Source organism: Blastococcus atacamensis (genome assembly GCF_002938425.1).
In the GTDB taxonomy this organism is placed as follows: Bacteria; Actinomycetota; Actinomycetes; order Mycobacteriales; family Geodermatophilaceae; genus Blastococcus; species Blastococcus atacamensis.
The window spans coordinates 1-24,638 of sequence record NZ_POQU01000044.1 but is presented as its reverse complement, the minus strand read 5'-3'; the positions used below and the strand labels follow the sequence as shown (position 1 = coordinate 24,638).

Here is a 24,638-nt window from a genome sequence, read left to right as displayed (position 1 = left end):
CAGGAGCCTCCTCATGAGCGAGACCCACCCGCACGCCCGCCATCCCCAGCAGCCCTCGGGGATGCCGATCCACCGCTACGCGCCGTTCGCCCCCGTCGTCCTCCCCGACCGCACCTGGCCCGACACGGTCACCACCACCGCTCCCCGCTGGTGCGCGGTCGACCTGCGCGACGGCAACCAGGCCCTGATCGACCCCATGACGCCCGACCGCAAGCGGCGGATGTTCGAGCTGCTGGTCCGGATGGGCTACAAGGAGATCGAGGTCGGCTTCCCCGCGGCCAGTCAGACGGACTTCGACTTCGTCCGGCAGCTGATCGACGAGGACCTCATCCCCGAGGACGTCACCATCCAGGTGCTGACCCAGGCCCGGGACGAGCTGATCGAGCGCACCTTCGAATCCCTGCGCGGCGCCCGGCAGGCGATCGTGCACCTCTACAACTCGACCAGCACCCTGCAGCGCCGGGTCGTGTTCGGCTCCAACCGCGCCGGCATCGTCGACATCGCCGTCCACGGCGCCCAGGTGGTGCGCAAGCTGGCCGAGCAGATGGGCGACACCGACATCCGGTTCGAGTACTCCCCCGAGTCCTTCACCGGCACCGAGCTCGACTTCGCCGTCGAGGTCTGCAACGCCGTCACCGACGTCTGGGAGCCCACCCCCGACCGGCCGACGATCCTCAACCTGCCGGCGACGGTGGAGATGGCCGAGCCGACCGTCTACGCCGACCAGATCGAGTGGATGCACCGCAACCTGGCCCGGCGGGACTCGGTGATCCTGAGCCTGCACCCGCACAACGACCGCGGCACCGCCATCGCCGCCGCGGAGCTCGGCTACCGGGCCGGCGCCGATCGCATCGAGGGCTGCCTGTTCGGCAACGGCGAGCGCACCGGCAACGTCGACCTCGTGACCCTGGGCCTGAACCTGTTCAGCCAGGGCATCGACCCGCAGATCGACTTCTCCGACATCGACGAGATCCGGCGAACCGTCGAGTACTGCAACCAGCTGGGCGTGCACGAGCGGCACCCCTACGGCGGTGACCTGGTCTACACCGCGTTCTCCGGCTCGCACCAGGACGCGATCAACAAGGGCTTCAAGGCCCTGGCCGCCGACGCCGAGGCCGCCGGCGTCCCCGTCGAGCAGCAGGCGTGGGCGGTGCCCTACCTGCCGATCGACCCCAAGGACGTCGGCCGCAGCTACGAGGCCGTGATCCGGGTGAACAGCCAGTCCGGCAAGGGCGGCGTCGCCTACATCATGAAGACCGAGAACCACCTCGACCTGCCCCGCCGGCTGCAGATCGAGTTCTCCGCGGTCATCCAGCGGCACACCGACGACGAGGGCGGCGAGGTCACCGCCGACCAGATGTGGGCCGCCTTCAGCAACGAGTACCTGCCCGACCCGGCGGCGCCGTGGGGCCGGTTCTCGCTGACCGGGCACCGGCACACCGCGCACGGCGACACGACCGACGAGATGGTGGTCGAGCTCGTCGTCGACGGCGTCCCGGTGACGGTCGAGGGGCGCGGCAACGGCCCGATCGCCGCGTTCGTCGACGCCCTGCGGAGCGTGGACGTCGACGTCCGGGTGCTGGACTACGCCGAGCACGCCATGTCCGCGGGTGGCGACGCCCGCGCGGCTGCCTACGTCGAGTGCGCCGTCGGCGACCGGGTGCTGTGGGGTGTGGGGATCGACCCGAACATCGTCAGCGCCTCGCTGCGGGCCGTCGTCTCCGCGGTCAACCGCGCCCAGCGCTGACCGCCGGGGACGGTGCGCGCGAGCAGGTCAGCGCACCCCGTCCCCGCGGTCCTCGCGGTCCTCGCGGTCCTCGCGGAGACTCTCCGCCAGCGCCGGTCCGGGCTCTTCCGGCGGCGCGTCGGCCGGCTCGTCCCCCCGGTAGACGCGGTCCTTCCCGGTGCTGCGCTGTTCGTCCACGAGCAGTCGGTCCCGGCGCACGTGCCGGCGGCGGTAGGCCACCCGGCTGACCATGTGCGCGCTCACCGGGGCGGTGAGCATCTGGAACAGCGCCACGAGCAGCAGCATCCACGTGGCCGACCAGCCCTGCAGCCGGATGGCTGCCCCGACCATGATCAGCAGCACACCCAGCACCTGGGGTTTGGTCCCGGCGTGCATCCGGGTCAGGACATCGGGGAACCGCAGCAGCCCGATCCCGGCGGTCAGGCACAGCAGCGCTCCCAGCAGCAGGAAGGCCACGGCGACGACGTCGCCCAGCGTCTCGACGTCGTTCACCGGTCCGCCTCCCCGACCTGGCCGGCGCGCTCCTCCGCGGCCTGCGGCAACCCGACGTCCTGCCCGCCGTCGCCCGACCGGAGCAGCATCCCGCCGATGTAGCGGGCGACCGAGACCGAGCCGACGAAGGCGAGCAGGGACACCACGACGAGGACGGGGACCAGCGTGGGGTCCCGCGCAAGCCCGGCGTGCACCGCCAGCCCGGCCGCGATGATCACCAGCAGCGTGTCGGTCGCGACGACCCGGTCCAGCAGGGACGGACCGAGGCCCAGCCGGATGAGCGCCAGGAGCGCACCCCCGCCCAGCAGGCCGTAGGCCAGCCAGTAGGCGACCGTCACGGGGTCCTCCGCTCCACCGCGGGGAACGGCTCACCCGGGGCGCGGCTCAGCGCGGCGATCTCGTCGGCCGTGCCGAACGCCCGGACCACCCGCTCCTCCTGGACCAGGACCGACGCCCGTTGCCGCTCGACGTCCGCCTCGTCCCGCACGTGGAGCACGTGCAGGACCAGGACACTGCGGTCGCGGTCCAGGTCCAGCACCATCGAGCCGGGGACCAGCGTCACCGACTCGGCCAGGATCGTGAGCAGCAGATCGGAGTCGGTGCGCAGCTGCACCCGGATGATCGCGCTGCGGTCGATGCCGCTGGGCCGGACCGTCTGCCAGGCGACCTGCGCGCCCGACGACACCAGGTCGACCAGGAACGAGCCGAGGAAGACCAGCAGCCCCAGCGGCCGGACCCGCGTGCCGCCCACGACCGGCGGCAGCGGGAGCAGCCAGGTCACCGCGAGGGCGACGACGATTCCGCCGAGCAGGTTCGCCCAGGACCAGGTGCCCCACAGCAGGTTCCACACCACCACCAGCCACACGAGCAGGGGCAGCTGATGGCGCAGCTGGTGCGCCAGCCGGCCGCCGACCCCGGGCTCCGTCGCCGCGTCGGCGGTCATGGCCGGCCCTCCCCGCCGAAGACGGCGTCGACGTAGGGCCCCCGGTCGAGCAGGTCCGCGGCGGCGCGGTCGGCGATGCCGTAGAGCGGGCCGGCCAGCGCGGTCAGCGCGACCGTCACCGCCACCATGGCCACGGCGGACCCGAGCATCACGCGTGGCAGCGGGCGGAGCGGCCGCTCGGCGGCCTCGCCGTCGCCCAGCCCGTCGGTGGACGGTGCCGTGGCGGTGGCGACGGCGGTGTGCCGTTGCCAGGCCGCCTGCCGCGCCCGGGACCGGACCGCCGTGCTGCCGCCGGCCGTGCCGTCCACACCGTCCGCGCCGTCGGGCTGCGCAGGCGGGACGGCGGCCAGCTCCGGACCGGCGTCGTGGGCGGCGGCGGCGTCGGTGTCGCCGGCCGGGGTCTGCGCGGCTGGTCGCCAGAACCCGCGGCTCCAGACCCGGGAGATCGCCAGCAGGGTGAGCAGGCTGGTGACCGCGCCCGCGGCCACCAGCACCAGCGGCAGCCAGCCGCCGTCGGAGATGCCCGCGTCGAGCAACCCGAACTTGCCGATGAACCCGGAGAAGGGCGGGATGCCGGCCAGGTTCATGGCGGGGACGAAGTACAGGACAGCCAGCAGGGGGGAGGCCTTGGCCAGCCCGCCGAGGCGGTCCACGCCGGTCGACCCGCCCTGCCGCTCGACCAGCCCGGCGACGAGGAAGAGCGTCGTCTGGATCGCGATGTGGTGGACCACGTAGAAGACGGCGCCCGCGAGCCCCGCGGCCGAGGCCAGCGAGATGCCGAAGACCATGTAGCCGATGTGGCTGACCAGCGTGAAGGACAGGATCCGGCGGATGTCGGTCTGCGCCACCGCCCCCAGGATGCCGATGAGCATCGTGGCCAGCGCGGCCCACATCAGCACCGTGTCCAGCGCGCCGCCGGGGAACAGCAGCGTCTGGGTGCGGATGATCGCGTAGACGCCGACCTTGGTGAGCAGCCCCGCGAACACCGCCGTCACCGGCGCGGGCGCGGTGGGATAGCTGTCGGGGAGCCAGGCCGAGAGCGGGAAGACCGCCGCCTTGATGCAGAAGGCGATCAGCAGCGTCGACTGCAGCAGCAGCTGCGTGCCCTCCGGGAGCTCGCCCAGCCGGCCGGCCAGCTGCGCCATGTTGACGGTGCCGGTGGCGGCGTAGATCAGACCGATCGCGGCCAGGAACAGCAGCGAGCTGAGCAGGCTGACCACGATGTAGGTGATGCCGGCACGGATACGGGGTGCCGAACCGCCCAGGGTCAGCAGCACGTAGCTCGCCGTCAGCAGGATCTCGAAGCCGACGTAGAGGTTGAACAGGTCCCCGGCCAGGAAGGCGTTGGCCACGCCCGCGATCAGCACCAGGAACGTCGGGTGGAAGATCGAGATCGGGGTTTCCTCGTCCCCGTCGGCCGCGCCCTGGCCCACCGCGAAGACGAGCACGCCGAGCGCGACGGTCGCCGCGACGACCAGCATCAGCGCCGACAACCGGTCGACCACCAGCACGATGCCCAGGGGCACCGGCCACCCCCCGACGGAGACCGCGTCGGCACCGTCGGCGTCGGCGAGCGTCAGCAGCACGACCGAGACGGTGAGCACCGCGCTCAGGACGAGGACGCTCAGCGTGCGCTGGATCCGCGGGTGGCGGCCGCCGACCAGCAGGGCCGCCGCCGCGCCCAGCAACGGCAGCAGCACGGGCAACGGTGTGAGAACCCGGATCATCGCTTCCTCCGCTGGGTCGGCGGCAGGTCGATGTCGTCGGAGGCCATGCCGGAGTACTGCTGGGCCAGCCTGCGCTCGACCTCGTTGTCGGCGGCGAAGGTGTCGGCGTGCATCGCGGGCCGGTCCTCCGGCGCCAGGTCGTCGGGGTCGATCTCGTCGGCGTCGGTTCCCGACCGGCGGGCGACCCGGCGGTCCTCCTCGTCCACCTCGATGACCTCCTGCCGGACCAGCCGCCAGGAGCGGTAGATGATCGCCAGCAGGAAGGCGGCGATCCCGAAGGTGATGACGATGGCGGTCAGGATCAGGGCCTGCGGCAACGGGTCGCCCATCTCGTCCGGCTCCGCGTAGCCCAGGATCGGCGCCAGCCCGGACGCGCCACCGGTGGACAGCAGCAGCAGGTTGGTCGCGTTGCCCAGGAGCAGGAACCCCAGCAGCACGCGGGTGAGACTGCGGTCCAGCAGCAGGTACACCCCGGCCGCGTAGAGCACGCCGATGATCACCGACAGGACGACGGTGGGGGTCATCGGACGATCACCTCCCCGGGGGCGGCGTCGATCGGGTCCTCCTCGTCGACCTGGCGGTCCAGCTCCGCACCGAGGCTGCGCAGGATGTCCAGCACCAGCCCGACCACGATCAGGTAGACGCCGACGTCGAAGAACAGCGACGTGACCAGCTTGACGTCGCCGAGCACCGGCAGCGTGGTCTCGAGGATCGCCGTCTGGAGGACCTGCGCGCCGAGCGTGAGCCCGACGACGCCGGTGCTGCCGGCCAGCAGCAGGCCCAGACCCAGCAGCAGCCCGGGGTCGACGGGGGCCGCCTCGCCGAGCTCGTAGCGACCACCGGCGAGGTAGCGCAGCACCAGCGCCAGGCCGGCGACCAGCCCGCCGGCGAAGCCACCGCCGGGCTCGTTGTGCCCGCTGAACAGCAGGAACAGGGAGAACACGACGATGGTGTGGAACAGGATCCGGGTGACCACCTCGAGGATCACCGACCGGCGCTCGGGGGCCAGCGCCACCGAAGCCGCCAGCCACTGCCGACGGGGCGCCCGGTCCGCGCGGCGGTCCTCGCGGGCCAGCTGCACGGGATCCATCCGCTCGACCACGCCGGTCCGCCGCCGCAGGAACACCAGGCTGGCCACGCCGGTCGCGGCGACGACGAGCAGGGAGACCTCCCCGAGGGTGTCCCACGCCCGGATGTCGACCAACGTCACGTTGACGATGTTCTGGCCACCGCCGAAGTCGTACGCCGCCTCGGGGTAGGCCACCGAGACGGGGGTGGCGGTACGGACGCTCATCGCCACGGCCCCGGCGCACGCCATGAACCCTCCGACGGCGACGGCGATGACGCCACGGACGGCTCGCTCCCGGGGGCGGTGCCGCTCGGTGATGTCCTTGGGCAGCTTGCGCAGCACCAGGACGAAGACGACCAGCGTGAGGGTCTCGACCAGGAACTGGGTGAGGGCCAGGTCGGGGGCGCCCTGCAGCGCGAAGAGCACGGCGAGGCCGTAGCCGGTGACGCCGACGACGAGGACGGCCGACAGCCGCTGCCGGATCCGCAGCGCGAGCAGCGCGGCGATGAGCACCACCGCGCCGACCATCGCCTGGGCCGGGGTGTCCCACGCCCGCCACTGCCCCGGCCAGGGCGCCCGGAACAGCAGCACCGCCCCCGGCAGCGCCAGGACGACGACCAGGATCGTGCCGAGGTAGGCCGGCAACGAGCCCCGCTGCGTGGTGCCGGTGACCAGGACGGCGAGGCGGTCCAGCGTCTGCAGGGTGTTCCAGTAGCCCTCGTCGGCGGAGGCACCGAGCGCGAAGCGCCGCTGCAGGCGGTAGACCGGAGCCCGGAGCGCGAAGAGGGCGGCACCGCCGGCGACGGTGACCGCGGAGAGCAGCAGCGCCGGCTGCCAGCCGTGCCACAGCGCCAGCTTCTCGGCCTCCGGCACCAGCAGCGGCAGCGTCTCGGCGTAACCGGTGACCAGCGGCTCGAGCAGCGGGCTCGCGGGGCCGGCGAGGAGTCCCAGCAGGGCCAGCGTGGCCGGGGCAGCGAGGAACAACGCACCGGGGGCGTGGACCGGCTCGGCCGGTTCGCCATCGGCCGACCCGGGCCTGCGGGCGAAGGCGCCCCACAGGAAGCGCGCGGTGTAGCCGGCGGTGAGCACCGAGCCGAGCACCAGCCCGACGAGGACGACGACGGCGGCGGTGCGGTCGGGCAGGCCGCCGTCCCACAGCGCGGTGAACGCCGCTTCCTTGCCGACGAAGCCCAGCAGCGGCGGGAGCCCGGCCATCGAGGCCGCGGCGAGCGTGCCGATGACCGCCAGCACCGGCAACCGCCGGCCCAGCCCGGAGAGCCGGCGCAGGTCGCGGACCCCGGTCGCGTGGTCGATGACGCCGACGGTGAGGAACAGCGTGGACTTGAACAGCGCGTGCGCCAGCGTCATCGCCAGCCCGGCGGCGGCGAGCTCCCGGCTGCCACCACCGACCAGCACCATGAGGAAGCCCAACTGGCTGACCGTGCCGAAGGCCAGCAGCAGCTTCAGGTCGTACTGCCGAAGCGCCCGGTAACCGCCGACCAGCATCGTGGCCACGCCCAGTCCGAGGACCACCGGCCGCCAGCCCGGCACGTCGGCGAACCCGGGCGCCAGGCGGGCGACGAGGTAGATGCCGGCCTTCACCATCGCGGCGGCGTGCAGGTAGGCGCTGACCGGGGTCGGGGCCTCCATCGCCGCGGGGAGCCAGAAGTGGAACGGGATCATCGCCGACTTGGTGACCGCTCCGGCGAGCACGAGCATCGTGCCGGCGATCAGCAGCGGGCCGGTGCCGGGGCGGGCGACCACCTCCGACAGCAGGTAGCTGCCGCTGGTCTCCCCCAGCATGATCAGGCCCACCAGCATGGCCAGGCCGCCGGCGGTGGTGAGGATCAGCGCCTGGCCGGCCGCTCGGCGCGCGGGCAGCTTGCTCCCTGAGCCACCGATGAGCAGGTACGAGAAGACGGTCGTGAGTTCCCAGAACACGTAGAGCAGGAGCAGGTGGTCGGCCAGGACCAGGCCGAGCATGGACCCGGCGAACGCGGTCAGGATGCCGGCGAAGCGCGCGTTCCCCTCGTCGTCCGGCTCGACGTAGCGAGCGCAGTAGAGCAGGACGAGCGCGCCGACCCCGGTGACCAGGAGCGCGAAGACCAGCGCCAGGGAGTCCAGCCGCAGGGCGATGCTGAGGTCCAGCGCCGGCACCCAGGGAACGGTCTCGGTGACCTCGCCGCCGCCTCCGGTCACGCCCGTCAGCCGGGTCAGGATCCAGCCGAGCGAGGCCGCCGGCACGAGGGCCAGCGCGAGGAAGGCGTTCCTGCCCCAGCACCGCACGAGGACCGGCGCCAGCACGGCGGCCACCAGGTGGAGGAGCAGGAGTGCGAGCACGGGTCTCCGGGAGTCTCGATGGCTCGGGGACGACCACAGACGTCCGGGGACGAGCGGCGGGCGGCGCCTGCAGATTACCTGGGGCACCACCCATCGGCCGCCCGCTGATGATCAGGAGACCTGATCATCAAGGGTCCTGGCTCACGGTCGACGGTGAGCCAGGACCCGTGGTGGTGAGCCAGGACGCGGCGGCGGCGGTCAGCCCTCGGAGAGCTCCGCGGCAGCGAGCCACTCCTCCTCGACCTGCTCCTTCTCCGCCTGCACCGCGCGCAGCTGCGCGTCGAGCTCGGCCGCCCTGCCGTAGTCGGCGGCCGCGGCGGCCAGCTGCTCGTGCAGCTTCTTCTCGTCGGCGTCCAGCTTTAGCATCCGCCGCTCCAGCTTGGCCGCCTCCTTCTTGGCCGCGCGCGCCTCGGCGGCGGAGACGGCCGGTGCGGCGGTCGACGGCGTGCCGACGGCGCGGGTGCCGCCGTCGCCGGCCGACGTCAGCGGCGCACCACCCGCGGCCCGCCGCCGGAGGTACTCGTCGACCCCGCCCGGCAGCTCGGCCAGCGAGCCGTCGCCGAGCAGGGCGACGACCTTGTCGCAGACGCGGTCGACGAAGTACCGGTCGTGGCTGACCACCAGCACCGTGCCCGGGAAGCCGTCGAGCAGGTCCTCCAGCGCGGTGAGGGTGTCGATGTCCAGGTCGTTGGTCGGCTCGTCGAGCACCAGCACGTTGGGCTCGGCCATGAGCAGGCGCAGCAGCTGCAGACGACGTCGTTCGCCGCCGGAGAGGTCACCGACCGGCGTCCACTGCCGGTTGGCCGCGAAACCGAACCGCTCGGCCAGCGACGACGCGGAGATCTCCTGGTTGCCGATCCGCGCGATGCGGGCGACGTCCTGCACCGCCTCCACCACGCGGAGTGTGCGCGGCAGCTCCGTGACGTGCTGCGACAGGTACGCCGGCGCCACCGTCTGGCCGACGACGATCGTGCCCGAGTCCGGCTTCGTCTCCCCCACCAGCAGCTTCAGCAGCGAGGTCTTGCCCGCGCCGTTGACGCCCACGATGCCGATCCGGTCGCCGGGCCCGACGTTCCAGGTCAGGTCCTTGAACAGGGTGCGGGGACCGTCCTCGGTCGGGACGGCGTAGTCGACGTCCTCGACGTCGTAGACGGTCTTGCCGAGCCGACGGGCGGCGAAGCCCTTGAGCGCCATCGTGTCCCGCGCCGGGGGCTCGTCGGCGATCAGCGCCTGGGCGGCCTCGATGCGGAACTTGGGCTTGCTGGTGCGGGCCGGCGGGCCACGGCGCAGCCAGGCCAGTTCCTTGCGGACCAGGTTCAGCCGCCGCTCCTCGGTCACGGAGGAGATGCGGGCGCGCTCGGCCCGGGCGAGCGTGTAGGCGGAGTAGCCGCCGTCGTAGGAGTGCACGCTGCCGTCGGCGACCTCCCACGTGGTGGTGCAGACCTCGTCGAGGAACCACCGGTCGTGGGTGACGACCACCATCCCGCCGGCCCGCTGCTTCACGTACTCGGCGAGCCACGCGACGCCCTCGACGTCGAGGTGGTTGGTCGGCTCGTCGAGGATCAGCAGGTCCAGCGGCCGGATCAGCTGGGCGGCCAGCGCGACCCGGCGGCGCTCGCCACCGGACATCGGGGCGACCGGGGCGTCGAGGCCCAGCCGGTCGAGCTCGAGGCCGGTCAGCACCGAGCGGACGGCCGGGTCGCCGGCCCACTCGTGCTCCGCGGCGAACATCGAGGCGGGGAGCACGACGTCGCGCACCGTCGTCCCGGGCGGGAGCGTGCCGGTCTGGTCGAGGACGCCCATCGCCAGGTCGCCGCGGCGGGTGACCCGCCCGGAGTCGGGGTCGTCGGTGCCGGTCAGCAGGGACAGCAGGGTGCTCTTGCCGCCGCCGTTGCGCCCGACGACGCCGATCCGCTCACCCGCGGCGACGCCCAGGGAGACGTCGTCGAGGATCACGGTCGTCCCGTGGGCCTTGGACACCCGCTCGAGGTTGACCAGGTTCAGGGGCGCGCTCATCGGCGGTCAGCAGCAGTCATGGGCCCTCAGTATCCGACGGACTGCTCCCCCGTGACGACGGCGGTGTCCCGGGCGGTCGTCCGCGGCAGCCGGAGACAGGCCAGCGCGCCCAGTCCCACGACTCCCGCGACGACGAGGAACCCGGAGTCCGGGCCGGCCCGGTCGACCAGCGGCGGGATCGCGAGGTTGCCGAGGATGCCGCCGAGCGCCATGGCGAGCGACATCGCGGAGACCGCGGTGGCGCGCTGGGCCGCGGTGACCCGCGTGTGCAGGACCGCGCTCAGCAGCGGCCAGGCCGACCCGTGCGCCACGTAGTGCAGGACGAACCCGGTGGCGACGACGACCAACACGTCCGGGCCGGCCACCGCCGCCAGGGCGAGCCCGCCGAGGACCGACAGCGCGGCGCACGTGGCCCGGGTGGACCCGCGCAGCAGCCGCCGCAGGGCCGGGGTGGCCATCGCGCCGGCCGCCGCCGCGGCGAACGCGATGGCGAGGACGACGCCGTAGACCGCCGCTCCGTCGTCCGGGCCCCCGGCGAGCTCGCCGAACCGCACCGGACCCAGGAGCTCGCACGCCACGAGCCCGACGCCGCCGATGCCGGTGACCAGCAGGACCAGCCGCATCGGCCCGTCGCCCACCGAGAGCCGGACGGCTCCGCCGACGGTTGCCGGGACAGCGCGGAGCCCCTGCGCCAGGGCGGTGCGGGCGCTGCCCACGCGTGGCGGACGCGATTCGGACAGCAGCCGGAGCACCGCGCCGATGAAGACCAGGTCGAGCACCGCGGCGGCCAGGTACGGCGCCGCGAGGGCGTTCCCTCCGCCCAGCAACCCGGGCAGTGACCCGCCCACGACCGCGCCGAGCGCCAGTCCTCCGCCGTCGGCCGCGGAGTGCCTGGCGAGGCCGGGCGCGACGTCGGCGTCGGGATCGATGCCGTGGACGGTGTCGACGTACCAGGCCTCGACAGGGCCGGAGTCCAGCACGCGCCCCAGGCCCAGGAGCAGGACGCCGACGAGGAAGCCGCCGACGCTGCTGGCCGTGGCGTGGACGAGGCACGAGACCAGGTGCAGGACGGCGCCGGCGATCACGACCGGACGGCGACCGAGCACGTCGGCGAGCCCGCCGGTGGGCAGCTCCAGCAGGATGACCACGGCGCCGTGGACGGTGAACAGCAGCCCGATCTCGGCCAGCGAGAGCCCGCGTGACTGCGCCAGCAGCACCATGATCGGCGTGGTCAGGCCGACCGGGAGCCAGCGCAGGGCGGTGAGGCCCACCAGCCGCCGGGTGGCGGCCAGGACCGTCTGCGGCGCGCTCACGTCGGCCACTCGCGCAGCGGGACGACGTCGAGCAGCACGCAGACCTGTGCGGCGTCCTCGGTGGGGGCGGCGTCGGCGGGGTGGTCGGTCAGCCAGCGCTGGAGGACGGCGTGCAGTTCGTCGGTGAGTTCGCGGGCCTGGCCCGGGGTGAGCCGCAAGCCGTAGTCGTTGAGCGAGGCGGCGGCCGTCCACTCGGGGGTGAGCTCGGCGTTCTGCTCGTGCCAGGCGTCGAGAACCCGGGCCTGCTGGTCGATCTGGAGCCGCGCCATCTCCTCCTGCACCTCGGCGCCGCCCTCCTGGCCGGCCAGGTCGGCGGTGCGCCAGCTCGTCATGCGGTGCCGGGCCCGCCACCAGCGCTCGCGTGCGGTCCCCTGCCCCTCGGCCTCCTCGACGAAGCCGTAGGCGGCGAGCTGCCGCAGGTGGTAGCTGGTGGACCCGCTGCTCTCACCCACGGCCCGGGCCAGCCGGCTGGCGGTGGCGGGGCCGTTCAGGCGCAGCTCGCCGAGCAGGCGACTGCGCAGGGGGTGGGACAGCGCCCGCAGTGCGCGGACGTCGGTCACCTGGACCGCGAGCTCGGGACCGGTCGGCACGCCGCCATCATAGGAATGCAAAGGAAGCTTTGCAACCCTTCTTTGCATCAGCGACCCGCGGGCATCCGTCGCGCGGAACAACGGGAGCCCCGATCGCGCTGCAGTCATCAATAGTTGAACTCTCAACGAGGAGCCAGCCATGCCTGCAGTGACCGTCGAGGACACCACCGCCCTGCCGCGCGTGCCACTGCCGGCCCCGCGCACCGTCCGCCGTCGGACGCGGACGGTCACCACGGCCCCGTCGGGCTTCGAGGGCGAGGGCTTCCCGGTCCGGCGCGCGTTCGCCGGCGTCGACCTGCGCGCCCTGGACCCGTTCATCCACATGGACCAGATGGGCGAGGTCGAGTACGCACCGGGCGAGCCGAAGGGCACCAGCTGGCATCCGCACCGGGGCTTCGAGACCGTCACCTACATCATCGACGGCACCTTCGAGCACGCCGACTCCCACGGCGGTGGCGGCACGATCAGCAACGGCGACACCCAGTGGATGACCGCCGGGGGCGGCGTCCTGCACATCGAGCGCCCGCCGGAGCAGCTGGTCGCGAGCGGGGGGCTGTTCCACGGGCTGCAGCTGTGGGTCAACCTTCCGCGCGCGCAGAAGTGGGTCGAGCCGCGCTACCAGGACCTGCGCGCGGAGTCCTCGGTGCTGCTGGCCAGCCCGGACGCCGGGGCCTTCCTGCGGGTGATCGCCGGCGACGTCGCCGGGCAGCGCGGCCCCGGCTCGACGTACACGCCCATGGCGATGGTGCACGCCACCGTCTCCCCCGGTGCCACGCTCGACCTGCCGTGGCGGCCCGACTTCAACGCGCTCGTCTACGTCCTCTCCGGCGCCGGATCGGTGGGCATCGACGGCGCCCCCGTGCGCACCGGCCAGCTCGCCGTCCTGGGCCCCGGGGACACGGTGACCGTCCGCGGTGCCCTGCACCAGGAGTCGCGCACGCCCGCGCTGGACGTCGTCATCCTCGGCGGGCGGCCGATCCGCGAGCCCATCGCCATGTACGGGCCGTTCGTCATGAACAGCCGGCAGGAGGTCATGGACGCGTTCACCGACCACCAGGCCGGGCGTCTCGGTTCCATACCGGCGCAGTACGGCCGCCGCGAGTCGGTTCCCCACGGCGACCTCCGGGGCGAGACTGGGCAGACGACGGACGCCGACGCGTGATGCGCACGCCGTCCGTGCCGGGACCCGAGGTCCTGGCGGACGGCCGATCGAGAGCTGGGGTCCGATCCCGGCAGGAGGGACCGTCATGAGCAACCTGGATCCGCGTCCACCCGCCCGCGAACTCGGCGGGCTGCAGCAGACGTCCGCCGGCCCGGCACTGGACCTTCTGCCGGGCAAGGAGGTGCTGCTCGGCGAGTCCACCCGTGTCCGCCGGCTGCTGCCCACGCTCGGCCGGCGCATGGTCGGTGCCTGGGTGTTCGTCGACCACTACGGCCCCGACGACCTCGCCTCGGGCCCCGGCATGCAGGTGGCGCCGCATCCGCACACCGGCCTGCAGACCGTGTCCTGGCTGCTCGAGGGCGAGGTGCACCACCGGGACTCGCTCGGCAGCGACGTGCTGGTGCAGCCCGGCGAGCTGGCGCTGATGACGGCGGGCCACGGCATCGCCCACTCGGAGCAGTCCCCCGCCACCCACCCGCGGTTCCTGCACGGCGCCCAGCTCTGGGTCGCCCTGCCCGACGCCGATCGCGAGGTGGCACCGCACTTCGAGCACCACGACGCACTGCCGGGCTTCAGTTCCGACGGTCTGCGCGCCACGGTCCTGATGGGCGGTCTCGCCGGCACCACCTCGCCCGGCCGCGCATACTCGCCGCTGATGGGCGCCGACCTCGACCTCGCGTCCGGCGCGGACGTGGAGATCCCGCTCGAGCCGGACTTCGAGTACGCCCTGCTGGCCTCCTCGGGCTCCGCCTCGGTCGAGGACGTGTCCCTCGAGCGCGGCGCGATGCTTTACCTGGGCACCGGGCGTCGCTCGCTGCGGCTGCGCGCGCCGGAGACGGCACGGCTGCTGCTGCTCGGTGGCGAGCCGTTCGAGGAGCGCCTGGTCATGTGGTGGAACTTCGTGGGCCGCTCCAGCGAGGAGATCGCGAGCTACGCCGAGCAGTGGAACGCCGAGGACGACCGGTTCGGCGTCGTCGTGGGTTACGAGGGTGACCGGTTGACCGCTCCGCCGCTGCCCCCGGTACCGCTCGTGGCCCGCGGACGGGTCCGGTGATGGCCGCCGACCCGGCGCTGCTCCGGTTCGTCGCGGACCAGCGTTGGGGAGTGCTCGCCACCATCCAGCGGGACGGCCGGCCGCAGCTGTCCAACGTCGGTTACAGCTGGGACGACGGTCTGATCCGCGTCTCGGTCACCGCTGACCGGGCCAAGACCCGCAACCTGCAGCGCGACCCCCGCGTCACGCTGCACGTGGCCTCGCGGGACTTCTGGTCGTGGGTAGCCGTCGAGGGCACCGCGGAGCTCACGCCGGTCGCGCAGGACCCGTACGACGCCACGGTCGAGGAGCTGATCACCTACTACCGCGGCCTGTCCGGCGAGCACGAGAACTGGGACGAATACCGGGCGGCGATGGTCGCCGACCACCGGCTGGTCGTCCGGTTCCGCCCCGAGCACGCGTACGGGCAGCTGCCCGGCTGACGGCAGGACTACCTGACGTCGTGGCCGGTGCGCCCCGTCCGCACCGTCGGTCAAGGGGCTCGCCTCCCGAGCCGGCGAGGGGTGGGATGACAGGGGCCTCCTCATCCATGACCGAGAAAGCCGCCTCCCTCGGATCCTGGACCACCCCGTGGGGTCACCGGTGCCCAGGCCGCCCAGTCCGCCGAGCGGATCGCCGGTCGTGGCGAAGGCGCTGTGGTCCGTCTCCGTGTCGGCCGGTCCCCACCGGAAGCCGAAGACCGCCGTGCAGAACGCCCCAGGGGTCGGCGCGCCGCCGGATCAGAAGCGGCCACCCCCGGAGCTGCGGCCGCCACCGCCGCCGAACGAGCCGCCACCGGACCTCCGCCCGCCGAACCCGCCACCGCCGCCGAACCCGCCACCGAAGCCCCCGCCGAACCCACCGGAGGATCGGCCGCCGCCCAGCAGGATGCCGCCGAGCACCAGGCTGCCCAGGTCCACGCCCCCGCGCCGGTACCCGCCGCCGCCGAAGCCCCCCGGCATCCCCGGGCCGTAGCCGCCGCCGGAGTTCCAGCGGCCGACGTCGTCCTGGGCCAGATCCAGGGCGTGCTGGGCGAGCAGCCCGGCCTGCTGCGCCGACCGCAGCGCCGACACCGGATCGGTCCGGCCCTGGTCGACCGCGGCCTCCAGGTGGCGGCGGGCCTCCGCGAGCCGGGTGCGCGCCTCGGGCCCGACCGCACCCCGCCGGGTGTCGATGAAGTCGGTGGCGGCAGCGATCGTCGACCGGGCGGTCAGCAGCGCCTGGTCCAGGGCGCCGGCCGCGCGGCGGGCCTGGGTCTGCGCGTCGCGGGCCGCGCCGAGGGCCTGCTCGAGGGCGGCATCGGCGTCCTCCAGCTGGCGCAGCGCGGCCAGCGGGTCACCGGGCGAGCCGTCAGCCGGACGCAGCGCCGTGTCGGCCGCCGCGAGCGCCGTCTCGGCCCGCGCGATCTGCGGCTCCAGCCCGCTGCGGTCACCTCCGCGGACCAGGACGCGGGCCTCGGCGAGGTCCTTCTCGGTCTCCGCGCGTGCGGCCGCGACCCGGCCCGCGGCGGCATCGAGATCGGCGGCCAGCCGGCCCACGCCGTCCAGCAGGATCTCGGTCTGGGCCACGGCGTCCTCAGCGGCCCGGAGGTCGCCGACGGCGTCGCCACCCCGGCCCTCGGCCAGCGCCTGCCGGGCCTCCCGGATTTCCTGCTCGGCCGCGTCCAGCCGGGCGCCGGCCTGCGCGACGTTGTCGACGACGGCCGCGACGGCGGGCCCGGCGAAGCGCTGCCGCAGCCCGGCGAGGCGCAGCTCCTCCTGCGGCAGCCGGGTGCGCAGCCCCGCGATGCGGGGGCCGAGCGCGTCCAGAACCTGCGGGGCGTTCTTCTCCAGGTCCCGGAGCTGCTGGAAGGCCGCGCTCTGCTCGTCCAGCCGCGCGTCGGCGGCCGCGGTGAGGGAGAGGATCTCGGCGAGCATGCGGCGGGCCGTCGGCTCGTCCTCCTGCGTCTCGTCGTCCAGCTGCTGCCGGATCGTGAACGCTTGCCCGAGGTCGGCCTTCGACTGCTCGAGCGCCGCGCCGAACCCCGCCACGGTCTGCTCGCCGTACTGCACGCGGGCGAAGTCCAGGTCCAGTTGCGAGGTCTTGACCGCCTCGTCCAGCTCCAGCAGCGCCTCGCTGGCCCGACCCTGCAGCCGGTCGGTCGGCACGCCCTCGTACGGATCGCGCTCCCGCCGCCGGCCCGGGGGCAGCGCCGCTCCGCCGCGCGTCCGGCGCGACCGGCTCACCAGGTAGGCACCCCCGCCGACGACAGCGATGCCGCCCAGCACGAGCAGGACCGACCCGCCGCCCCCCGACGAGCCGGTGTCGGAACCGCCGGCGGCGGTGTCGTCCCCGCGCAGGAGGGCGGCGAACGCGCTGACCCCGCCGGCCCAGTCGTCCTCGGCGAGGTAGGGCTCGACCTCCTCGGCGGCTCGGTCCTCCAGCTCCGCCTGCGACAGGGTGGCCGCGGGCGGGCGCGAGAACCCGTACGCGCGGTCCTCGACGGCGACCGCCAGCAGCGCGTCGTTGCGACCGAGCTGGCTCAGTTCGGCCGTGGCGCTGGCCCAGTCCTCGGCCTCGGCCCCGTCGAAGCTGGCGACGAACACCACGAACAGCTGGATGCCGTTGGCCCGGCGCAGAGCGTCCACGGCGTCGTCGACCTCGTCCTCGCGGCCCTGCAGCGCCCCCACCTGGTCGGTGACCTGGTCGGCCAGCCGGAAGGGGGGCACCGCGTACGCCGGACCGCCGGTGAGGACCAGCAGGGCGAGCACCCCCAGGACGACGCACCAGCGGCGCACGGATACCTCCTGGACGGCGGGCGGGACCTCCGGGACCCTACCGACGGCCGAGGGGTCCGGCCCGGTCGCCGCGGGTAGGGCGATCGGCGACGTCCGTCCCGACCCAGGAGGTCCTGTGCCCGACCGCGACTCCGTGCCCGCTGCCGACCTGCCCGCCGGGGCCGTGCGCCGCGTCGGCGACTGGGCGGTGGGCAACCGCGGACCGGGGCCCGACGGCGAGGACCGGCACTTCGCCGTCTCCCGCGTCTGCCGGCACCAGCTCGCCGACCTCTCCAAGGGGACCCTGGACGCCGACGGCTGCCTGGTCTGCCCCTGGCACCAGAGCCGCTACGACGTCCGCACCGGCGAGATGGTCGAGGGGCCGCGCGGCTTCCTCGGCTACCACGGGCCCACGCCCGGCTACACCCAGCTGGTGCGGCTGCTCGGCTCGGTGGCCCGGCTGCGCGTGCGCCGGGCCACCCGCCAGGGCGACGACGTCGTCCTGGAGTGACCGAGGCATGGGAAGCGATGCACCCGGATTGCGAGCCAAAACGGGTGTATCGCTTCCCATGCCCGGGTCCTCAGCCGTTCAGCTGTTCCCAGGCGGCCCGGCGGCGGGCCTGCTCCGCCGGGTCGGGAACGGGCAGCGAGGCCAGCAGCCGCTGCGTGTAGGGGTGCTGCGGATTGCCCAGCACCTCCGCGCCGGTGCCCTCCTCGACCAGCGAGCCCCGGTAGAGCACCGCGATCCGGTCGGCGAGCAGGTCCACGACGGCGAGGTCGTGGCTGATGAACAGCGCGGCGAACCCGAACTCGCGCTGCAGCTCGTCGAAGAGCTCCAGCACCCGTGCCTGCACCGACACGTCCAGCGCCGAGGTGGGCTCGTCGGCGATGAGCAGCTCGGGCTGCAGGGCCAGCGCCCGGGCCAGGCTCGCGCGCTGCCGCTGCCCGCCGGAGAGCTCGTGCGGGAAGCGGTCCCCGAAGGCCTTGGGCAGCTGCACCGCTTCGAGCAGCTCGTCGACCCGGCTCCGCGCCCCGCGGGCGTCGCCGGCGCGCTTGTGCACGACCAGGGGTTCGGCCACCGCCTCGGCGATGGTGAGCAGAGGGTTGAAGCTCGACGCCGGGTCCTGGAAGACGAACCCGATCCGCTCGCGCACCGGGCGGAAGGCCTTCTCCCGGACGCCGTTCATCTCGGTGCCCAGCACCTGCAGCGAACCGCCGGTGACCTTGGTCAGCCCGGCGATCGCCCGGCCGATCGTCGTCTTGCCGCTGCCGCTCTCCCCGACCAAACCCAGCACCTCGCCGGGACGGATGGCCAGGCTGACGCCGTCGACGGCGACGAAGTCGGGCTTGCGCAGCCGGCCGGGGTAGACGATCCGGAGGTCGCGGGCCTCGACCACCGGCTCGCTGTCGGCCCAGCCGGCCTGCCGACGGGAGGCCCGCTCGACCGCGCGGGCCGAGCCCTCGCCCAGCCGCGGCACCGAGGCCAGCAGCTTCTGCGTGTAGGGGTCCTGCGGAGCCGCGAACAGCGAGGCGACGTCGGCCTGCTCCACGATCCGCCCGTGGTACATGACGGCCACCCGGTCGGCGAGGTCGGCGACCACGCCCATGTTGTGCGTGATCAGCACGATGGCGGTGCCGAACTCGTCGCGGCAGCGCCGCAGCAGCTCGAGGATCTCCGCCTGCACGGTCACGTCGAGCGCCGTCGTCGGCTCGTCGGCGATGATCACGCCGGGGTCGAGCACGAGCGCCTGGGCGATGACGATGCGCTGCTTCTGGCCGCCGGAGAACTGGTGCGGGTAGTGGTCCACCCGGATCTCGGGGTCGGGGATGCCGACCCGGCGCATCACGTCGATGACCTTGGCGCGGGCCTCGGCGCGGGTGTACTTGCCGTGCGCGCGCAGGCCCTCGGCGATCTGCCAGCCCACCGGGTAGACCGGGTTGAGCGCGGTGGAGGGCTCCTGGAACACCATGGCGGCGTCGACCCCGCGGATGTCGCCCAGCTGCCGGGACGACAGGCTGACCACGTCGGAGGTGCTGCCGCCGTCCTTGCTGGTGAGCAGCACCGCGCCGCGGGTGGTCGCCGTCTCGGGCAGCAGGCCCAGGATGCTGCGGGCGGTCACGGTCTTGCCGCTGCCGCTCTCGCCCACGATGGCCAGCACCTCGCCGGCGGCCACCGACAGGGTCACGCCCGTGACGGCGGCGACGTCCCCGGCGTCGGTGGCGAAGGAGACCGTGAGGTCCTCGATGCCGACGACGTGGCGGGCAGGGGTGGTGGTCACAGTCCGGGCTCCCTCGCGGGGTCGAGCAGGGTGGGAACGGCAGCGGCCGCCGGCACCACGGAGGTCTCGGCGACGTCGGCCGGTGCCGCGCCGCCCCGCCGGCGGGTGCGCAACCGCGGGTCGGCCAGGTCGTTGAGGCTCTCGCCGACGAGCGTCAGGCCGAGCACGACCAGCACGATCGCCAGGCCGGGGAACACCGAGGTCCACCAGATGCCGCTGGTGACGTCGGACAGCGACTTCTGCAGGTCGTAGCCCCACTCGGCCGCGGCCGTGGGCTCGATGCCGAAGCCGAGGAAGCCCAGGCCGGCCAGCGTCAGGATCGCCTCGGAGGCGTTCAGCGTGAGGATCAGCGGCAGCGTCCGCGTCGCGTTGCGGAAGACGTGCCTCGACATGATCCGCCAGTGGCCGGCGCCGATCACGCGGGCGGACTCGACGTAGGCCTCGGCCTTGATCCGCACGGTCTCCGCGCGCACCACCCGCAGGTACTGCGGCACGAAGACGACGGTGATCGAGATGGCGGCCGCCATGATGCCGCCGAGCAGGCTGGACTCACCGCCGTTGAGCACGATGCCGACGACGATCGCCAGCAGCAGCGACGGGAACGCGTAGATGGCGTCGGCCACGACGACGAGCACGCGGTCCAGCCAGCCACCGAAGTACCCCGAGACGAGCCCGAGCAGGACGCCGAGCACGATCGACATCAGCACGGCGGCGACGATGACGAACAGCGCGGTGCGCGATCCCCAGATGACCCGCGACAGCACGTCGTAGCCGCCGACCGTCGTCCCCAGCCAGTGCTCGGCCGACGGCGGCTGCTGGGCGCCGAACGGGCCGGAGGGGTCGCGGAGCTGGTTGTACTCGTAGGGCGCGAGCAGCGGCGCCAGCAGCGCCGTCAGCAGGAAGATCCCGGTGAGCACCAGCCCGGCGACGAGCATGCCCCGCTGGAGACCGACGCTCTGCCGCAGCTGGCGGACGACGGGCAGCCCGCGCCAGCCGCGGGGCCGGCGTCCGGCGCCGGTGTCCACGGCGGACGTCCCGGGGGCCGCGACGGTGGCCATCTCAGTACCTCACCCGGGGGTCGATGAGCGCGGCGATGACGTCGACGACGAAGTTGACGACGGCCACGATCACGGCCGCCAGCACGACGATGCCCTGGACGGCGACGAAGTCGCGCGCCTGCAGGTACTCGACGAGCTGGAAGCCCAGCCCCTTCCACTCGAAGGTCGTCTCGGTGAGCACGGCGCCGCCGAGCAGCAGCGCGATCTGCAGACCGATGACGGTGACGATCGGGATCAGCGCCGGGCGGTAGGCGTGCTTGCGCAGCAGCCGCCGCTCGCTGACCCCGCGGGACCGCGCGGCCTCGACGTAGCCGGTGCCGAGCGTGCCGATGACGTTGGTGCGCACGAGCCGCAGGAAGACGCCGGCGGTGAGTAGTCCGAGCGCGATGGCGGGCAGCACCGCGTGCTCCAGGACGTCGGAGATGACCTCGCCGTCGCCCAGCCGGATCGCGTCGATCAGGTAGATGCCGCTGCGGCCCTCCAGCGTCTGCAGCTGGATCTCCGCCCCCGTCGAGGCGCGCCCGGCGACCGGGAGCCAGCCGAGGTTGACGGCGAAGACCAGCTTGAGCACCAGACCCGCGAAGAAGACGGGGGTGGCGTAGCAGAGGATGGCGAAGACCCGCAGGAGGGCGTCGGGCCAGCGGTCGCGCAGGTAGGCGGCCAGCCGGCCGAGCGGGATGCCCACGACGAAGGCGACGAGCAGGGCGTAGAAGGCCAGCTCGAGGGTCGCGGCGCCGAACGTGGTCAGCACCTCGGTGACCTTGCGGCCGTCGCTCAGCGCCGTGCCGAAGTCGCCCTGGACGATCGAGGTCAGGTACTCCCAGTACTGCACCAGGATCGGCCGGTCGTACCCGGCCTCCTTGATGCGCGCGGCCAGCTCGTCGGCGGGCAGCCGGCCGCCCTGTGCGGCGGTGATCGGGTCACCGGTCAGCCGCATGAGCACGAAGACCGTCGTCACCAGGATGAAGACGGTGGGGAAGATCAGCAGGAACCGGACGAGCAAGTAGCTGCCCAGTCCACCGCCGCCGTGGCGGGTCTTCGCCGCGGGTGCGGCCTCCGGAGCGGCACCGCCCCCGGTGGGCTCCATGGTGGTCGTGGTCATGTCTCCTGCTCGTCTGTCCCGTACGAAGGTCGGCCCCGGGTGATCCGCGCGCAGCGGGTCACCCGGGGCCGTGGTGCCTTCAGTTTCTCAGAGGCTGGGATCAGCCCTTGCTGAGGGCGCCGTACCGGAACTTGAAGGACGCGTCGAGCGTGTCCTCCGTGCCCTCGACGTCGGCACCGGTGACGGCGACCTGCGCACCCTGCAGGTACGGCACGGTGGAGAGGTCGTCGGCCACCGCGTCCTGGATCTGGCCCAGGATCGCGGTGCGCTCGGCCTCGTCGGCGGTCGTCGCCTGCTGGAGGATCAGGTCGTTGACCGCCTGGTCGGCGTAGTGGTTGCTGAGGAAGTTCTCCAGGAGGAAGAACGGCGTCAGGTAGTTGTCGGCGTCGGAGTAGTCCGGGAACCAGCCGAGCTGGTAGGCCGGGTACGCGTCAGCGGTGCGCTGCTTGGAGTACTGCGTCCACTCCGTGGTCTGCAGGTCGACGGCGAACAGGCCGTCGGCCTCCAGCTGGTCCTTGATCAGCGCGTACTCGTCGGCCGACGAGGGACCGTAGTGGTCGTTGGAGTACTGCAGGCTCAGCTGGACCGGCGTCTGGACGCCGGCGGCCTCGAGGCGCTGCTTGGCCTTGGCGGCGTCGGGACCACCGGAGCCGTCGCCGTACTTCTCCATGAGCGGCTCGGTCGCGCCGGTCAGGCCCTCGGGGACGAAGGAGTACAGCGGGGTGTAGGTGCCCTTGTAGACCTGGTCGGCGATCTCCTCGCGGTCGAGGAGGTCGGCGACGGCCTGGCGGACGGCCTGGGCCTTGGCCGGGTCGGCCTCGGGGGTCGTGGCGCCGAAGGGCTGGGTGTTGAAGTTGAAGACGACGTAGCGGATCTCGCCGCCGGGGCCGTCCACGACCTTGACGTCGTCGTTGCCGCGCAGGTCCTCGACGTCGGTCGCGGTCAGGCTGCGGAAGGCGACGTCGATGTTGCCCTGCTGGATGTCCAGCTTCAGGTTCGAGGACTCGGCGTAGTACTTGACGTTGATCTCGTCGGTCCTCGGCGCGCCGAGGAGGCCCTCGTAGCCGTCGTAGGCCTCGTAGGAGACCAGGTTGTTCTGGTCGTAGCTGGTGATCGTGTACGGGCCGTGGAATGCCTTGCCGTCGACGATCTCCTGGTCCGGGGTGACGGCGTCGGCGGAGAAGACGTCCTCGTCGACGATGGGGCCCGCCGGGCTCGAGAGGATCTGCGGGAAGACCTGGTCGTTCTCGCTCTTCAGGTTGAACACGACCGTGGTGTCGTCCGGGGTCTCGACGCTGTCGAGGTTGTAGAGCAGCGACGACGGGCCGTTCTCGTCGGCGATGGCCAGCTGACGGTCGAAGGTGAACTTCACGTCGGAGCTGGTCAGGTCGTTGCCGTTGGCCCACTTCAGACCCGGCTTCAGGGTGACCGTGTACTGGGTCGGCGCGGTGAACTCGGCCGACTCGGCGATGTCGGGCTCGACGTCGGGGCTGCCGAAGGGGGTGTTCAGCAGGAAGGGGAACACCTGGTTCATCACCGCGAACGAGCCGTTGTCGTACGAACCGGCCGGGTCGAGGAAGGTGATCTTGTCGGTGGTGCCGATCGTCAGGGTGCCGCCGCCGTCACCGCCGCCGGAACCGCCGCCGCCGTCGCCGCCACCGCAGGCGCTGAGCACCAGCGCCGCCGCCGCGAGGCCCGCCGTGGCGACGGTGCGCCGACGGCTGATCGAACCGGAAGTCATCCACTACCTCGTTCTCATCACAGCGGACGCCGATGTCGCGCGCGTCCGCCGCTGGTCAGGGGGATCAAGGTCTAACACAGGATTTCCCGCCCGCGAGAGGCCGCCGGAGCACCGTTACCGCGATGTGACTGCTCCCGGGGGACACGACCCTCCCGGCGCGGTCGTCAGGCGTCGATGCGGCGGCGGCCCTCGAATGCCCGGCCCAACGTCACCTCGTCGGCGTACTCCAGGTCGCCGCCCACCGGCAGCCCGCTCGCCAGCCGGGAGACCGCGAGCCCCATCGGACCGACCAGCCTGGCGAGGTACGCCGCCGTCGCCTCGCCCTCGAGGTTCGGGTCGGTGGCGATGATCATCTCCTTGACGGTGCCGTCCATCAGCCGCGTCATGAGCTCCTTGACCTTGAGGTCGTCGGGGCCGACGCCGTCGATCGGGCTGATCGCGCCGCCGAGCACGTGGTAGCGGCCACGGAACTCGCGGGTGCGCTCGATCGCGACGACGTCCTTGGGCTCCTCGACGACGCACAGGACGTCGTCGGAGCGGCGCGGGTCACGGCAGATGCGGCACTGCTCGGCCTCGGCGACGTTGAAGCAGGTGACGCAGAAGCGGACCGACTCCTGGACGCGCGTCAGCGCGGCCACCAGCCGGCTCACGTCGGCCGACTCGGACGACAGCAGGTGGAACGCGATGCGCTGGGCACTCTTGGGCCCCACGCCGGGCAGGCGACCGAGCTCGTCGATCAGGTCCTGGACCGCACCCTCGTACACGGTGCTCCTCGGTTCGTGAAGGGGATCGGGCGGACGCGGCCGGTCAGAAGCCGGGCAGGCCCAGTCCCCCGCCGGGGCCGCCCAGGCCGCCGGCGAGCGGGCCCATGCGGCTGGCGGCCAGGTCGTCGGCCGCCCGCTTGGCGTCGCGGACCGCGGCGACGACGAGGTCCTGCAGCGTCTCCAGGTCCGCCGGGTCGACGGCGGCCGGCGCGATCGTCAGCGCGGTGAGCTCACCGTCGCCGGTCATCGTCGCGGAGACGAGGCCGCCGCCGGCGGTGCCGGTGACCTCGGTGGCGGCCAGCTCCTCCTGAGCGGCGACGAGCTGCTGCTGCATCTCCTGCGCCTGCTTCATCAGCTGCGACAGGTCGGGCTGGCCTCCGGGGAACATGCCACGAGCGTAGGCCGCGGAGCCGACAGCCGAGGGACCTGCGGACCCGTGGCCCCCTGCAGGGTCCCGCCGCCGGCCCCGTCCCGGGCCCCGCCCTGAGCGTGCGAAGGGTGGGGAG

21 protein-coding genes are annotated in these 24,638 nt (G+C 73.2%); 5 read left to right on the top strand and 16 right to left on the bottom strand.

Annotated features, from left to right (window positions below; genetic code table 11):
• The first annotated feature begins 13 nt into the window (after positions 1 to 13).
• Positions 14 to 1,747, top strand: a complete 1,734-nt coding sequence (gene leuA, locus C5508_RS11820) for a 2-isopropylmalate synthase (RefSeq protein ID WP_104525147.1) — start codon at positions 14 to 16, stop codon at positions 1,745 to 1,747.
• A 27-nt stretch (positions 1,748 to 1,774) separates the two neighbouring features.
• Here the strand turns inward: leuA and mnhG are convergent, their stop codons facing one another.
• From mnhG to C5508_RS11775, 9 genes are all read right to left on the bottom strand, one after another.
• Positions 1,775 to 2,239, bottom strand: a complete 465-nt coding sequence (mnhG, locus tag C5508_RS11815; protein ID WP_104525146.1) for a monovalent cation/H(+) antiporter subunit G — start codon at positions 2,237 to 2,239, stop codon at positions 1,775 to 1,777.
• Positions 2,236 to 2,577 carry a monovalent cation/H+ antiporter complex subunit F gene (locus C5508_RS11810; protein WP_104525145.1) on the bottom strand — a complete coding sequence of 114 codons (342 nt, stop codon included), beginning with the start codon at positions 2,575 to 2,577 and terminating at the stop codon, positions 2,236 to 2,238. Before C5508_RS11810 ends, mnhG begins: the two co-directional genes overlap by 4 nt.
• On the bottom strand, positions 2,574 to 3,182 hold the full coding sequence (locus C5508_RS11805; protein ID WP_104525144.1) for a Na+/H+ antiporter subunit E: 609 nt from the start codon (positions 3,180 to 3,182) through the stop codon (positions 2,574 to 2,576). Before C5508_RS11805 ends, C5508_RS11810 begins: the two co-directional genes overlap by 4 nt.
• Positions 3,179 to 4,909, bottom strand: coding sequence for a Na+/H+ antiporter subunit D (locus tag C5508_RS11800; protein WP_104525143.1), 1,731 nt, complete (start codon positions 4,907 to 4,909; stop codon positions 3,179 to 3,181). The genes C5508_RS11805 and C5508_RS11800 overlap by 4 nt, the downstream gene beginning before the upstream one ends.
• Complete coding sequence (locus C5508_RS11795) at positions 4,906 to 5,433, bottom strand: Na(+)/H(+) antiporter subunit C (protein ID WP_104525142.1); 528 nt, start codon at positions 5,431 to 5,433, stop codon at positions 4,906 to 4,908. The genes C5508_RS11800 and C5508_RS11795 overlap by 4 nt, the downstream gene beginning before the upstream one ends.
• Positions 5,430 to 8,318, bottom strand: a complete 2,889-nt coding sequence (locus C5508_RS11790) for a Na+/H+ antiporter subunit A (protein WP_104525141.1) — start codon at positions 8,316 to 8,318, stop codon at positions 5,430 to 5,432. The genes C5508_RS11795 and C5508_RS11790 overlap by 4 nt, the downstream gene beginning before the upstream one ends.
• A 198-nt stretch (positions 8,319 to 8,516) precedes the next feature.
• Positions 8,517 to 10,334 (bottom strand): ABC-F family ATP-binding cassette domain-containing protein, encoded by a 1,818-nt coding sequence (locus tag C5508_RS11785; protein ID WP_104525140.1) that lies wholly within the window; start codon positions 10,332 to 10,334, stop codon positions 8,517 to 8,519.
• Between the two features lie 26 nt (positions 10,335 to 10,360).
• Complete coding sequence (locus C5508_RS11780; protein WP_157944079.1) at positions 10,361 to 11,647, bottom strand: MFS transporter; 1,287 nt, start codon at positions 11,645 to 11,647, stop codon at positions 10,361 to 10,363.
• Positions 11,644 to 12,237: a winged helix-turn-helix domain-containing protein gene (locus C5508_RS11775; RefSeq protein ID WP_157944078.1), complete on the bottom strand. Its 594-nt coding sequence runs from the start codon at positions 12,235 to 12,237 to the stop codon at positions 11,644 to 11,646. Before C5508_RS11775 ends, C5508_RS11780 begins: the two co-directional genes overlap by 4 nt.
• Positions 12,238 to 12,376: 139 nt before the next feature.
• Between C5508_RS11775 and C5508_RS11770 the strand changes: the two genes are divergently transcribed.
• The 3 genes from C5508_RS11770 to C5508_RS11760 all read left to right on the top strand — a co-directional run bounded on the left by C5508_RS11770 (position 12,377) and on the right by C5508_RS11760 (position 14,875).
• Complete coding sequence (locus C5508_RS11770; protein ID WP_104525137.1) at positions 12,377 to 13,399, top strand: pirin family protein; 1,023 nt, start codon at positions 12,377 to 12,379, stop codon at positions 13,397 to 13,399.
• A gap of 85 nt (positions 13,400 to 13,484) precedes the next feature.
• Complete coding sequence (locus C5508_RS11765; RefSeq protein WP_104525136.1) at positions 13,485 to 14,453, top strand: pirin family protein; 969 nt, start codon at positions 13,485 to 13,487, stop codon at positions 14,451 to 14,453.
• The gene (locus tag C5508_RS11760; protein WP_104525153.1) at positions 14,453 to 14,875 is read left to right on the top strand and encodes a PPOX class F420-dependent oxidoreductase; all 423 of its coding nucleotides are present in this window, start codon (positions 14,453 to 14,455) and stop codon (positions 14,873 to 14,875) included. The genes C5508_RS11765 and C5508_RS11760 overlap by 1 nt, the downstream gene beginning before the upstream one ends.
• A 297-nt stretch (positions 14,876 to 15,172) precedes the next feature.
• Here C5508_RS11760 and C5508_RS11755 read toward each other — a convergent pair whose 3' ends face one another.
• Positions 15,173 to 17,209, bottom strand: a complete 2,037-nt coding sequence (locus C5508_RS11755) for a TPM domain-containing protein (RefSeq protein ID WP_104525135.1) — start codon at positions 17,207 to 17,209, stop codon at positions 15,173 to 15,175.
• A 115-nt stretch (positions 17,210 to 17,324) separates the two neighbouring features.
• Here C5508_RS11755 and C5508_RS11750 point away from each other — a divergent pair, with 115 nt between their 5' ends.
• Positions 17,325 to 17,699, top strand: a complete 375-nt coding sequence (locus C5508_RS11750; RefSeq protein ID WP_104525134.1) for a Rieske (2Fe-2S) protein — start codon at positions 17,325 to 17,327, stop codon at positions 17,697 to 17,699.
• Between the two features lie 70 nt (positions 17,700 to 17,769).
• Here the strand turns inward: C5508_RS11750 and C5508_RS11745 are convergent, their stop codons facing one another.
• The 6 genes from C5508_RS11745 to C5508_RS11720 form a co-directional block, all read right to left on the bottom strand.
• Complete coding sequence (locus tag C5508_RS11745; protein ID WP_104525133.1) at positions 17,770 to 19,467, bottom strand: dipeptide ABC transporter ATP-binding protein; 1,698 nt, start codon at positions 19,465 to 19,467, stop codon at positions 17,770 to 17,772.
• A complete protein-coding gene (locus tag C5508_RS11740) occupies positions 19,464 to 20,525 on the bottom strand; it encodes an ABC transporter permease (protein ID WP_104525132.1) in 1,062 nt (353 codons plus the stop codon). The genes C5508_RS11745 and C5508_RS11740 overlap by 4 nt, the downstream gene beginning before the upstream one ends.
• Position 20,526: 1 nt before the next feature.
• Positions 20,527 to 21,627, bottom strand: a complete 1,101-nt coding sequence (locus C5508_RS11735; RefSeq protein WP_104525131.1) for an ABC transporter permease — start codon at positions 21,625 to 21,627, stop codon at positions 20,527 to 20,529.
• Positions 21,628 to 21,727: 100 nt separating this feature from the next.
• Entirely contained in the window at positions 21,728 to 23,368 is a 1,641-nt protein-coding gene (locus C5508_RS11730; protein ID WP_104525130.1) for an ABC transporter substrate-binding protein, read from the bottom strand.
• Positions 23,369 to 23,532: 164 nt separating this feature from the next.
• The gene (recR, locus tag C5508_RS11725; RefSeq protein WP_104525129.1) at positions 23,533 to 24,132 is read right to left on the bottom strand and encodes a recombination mediator RecR; all 600 of its coding nucleotides are present in this window, start codon (positions 24,130 to 24,132) and stop codon (positions 23,533 to 23,535) included.
• Positions 24,133 to 24,175: 43 nt separating this feature from the next.
• Complete coding sequence (locus tag C5508_RS11720) at positions 24,176 to 24,520, bottom strand: YbaB/EbfC family nucleoid-associated protein (protein WP_104525128.1); 345 nt, start codon at positions 24,518 to 24,520, stop codon at positions 24,176 to 24,178.
• Between the last annotated feature and the right edge of the window lie 118 nt (positions 24,521 to 24,638).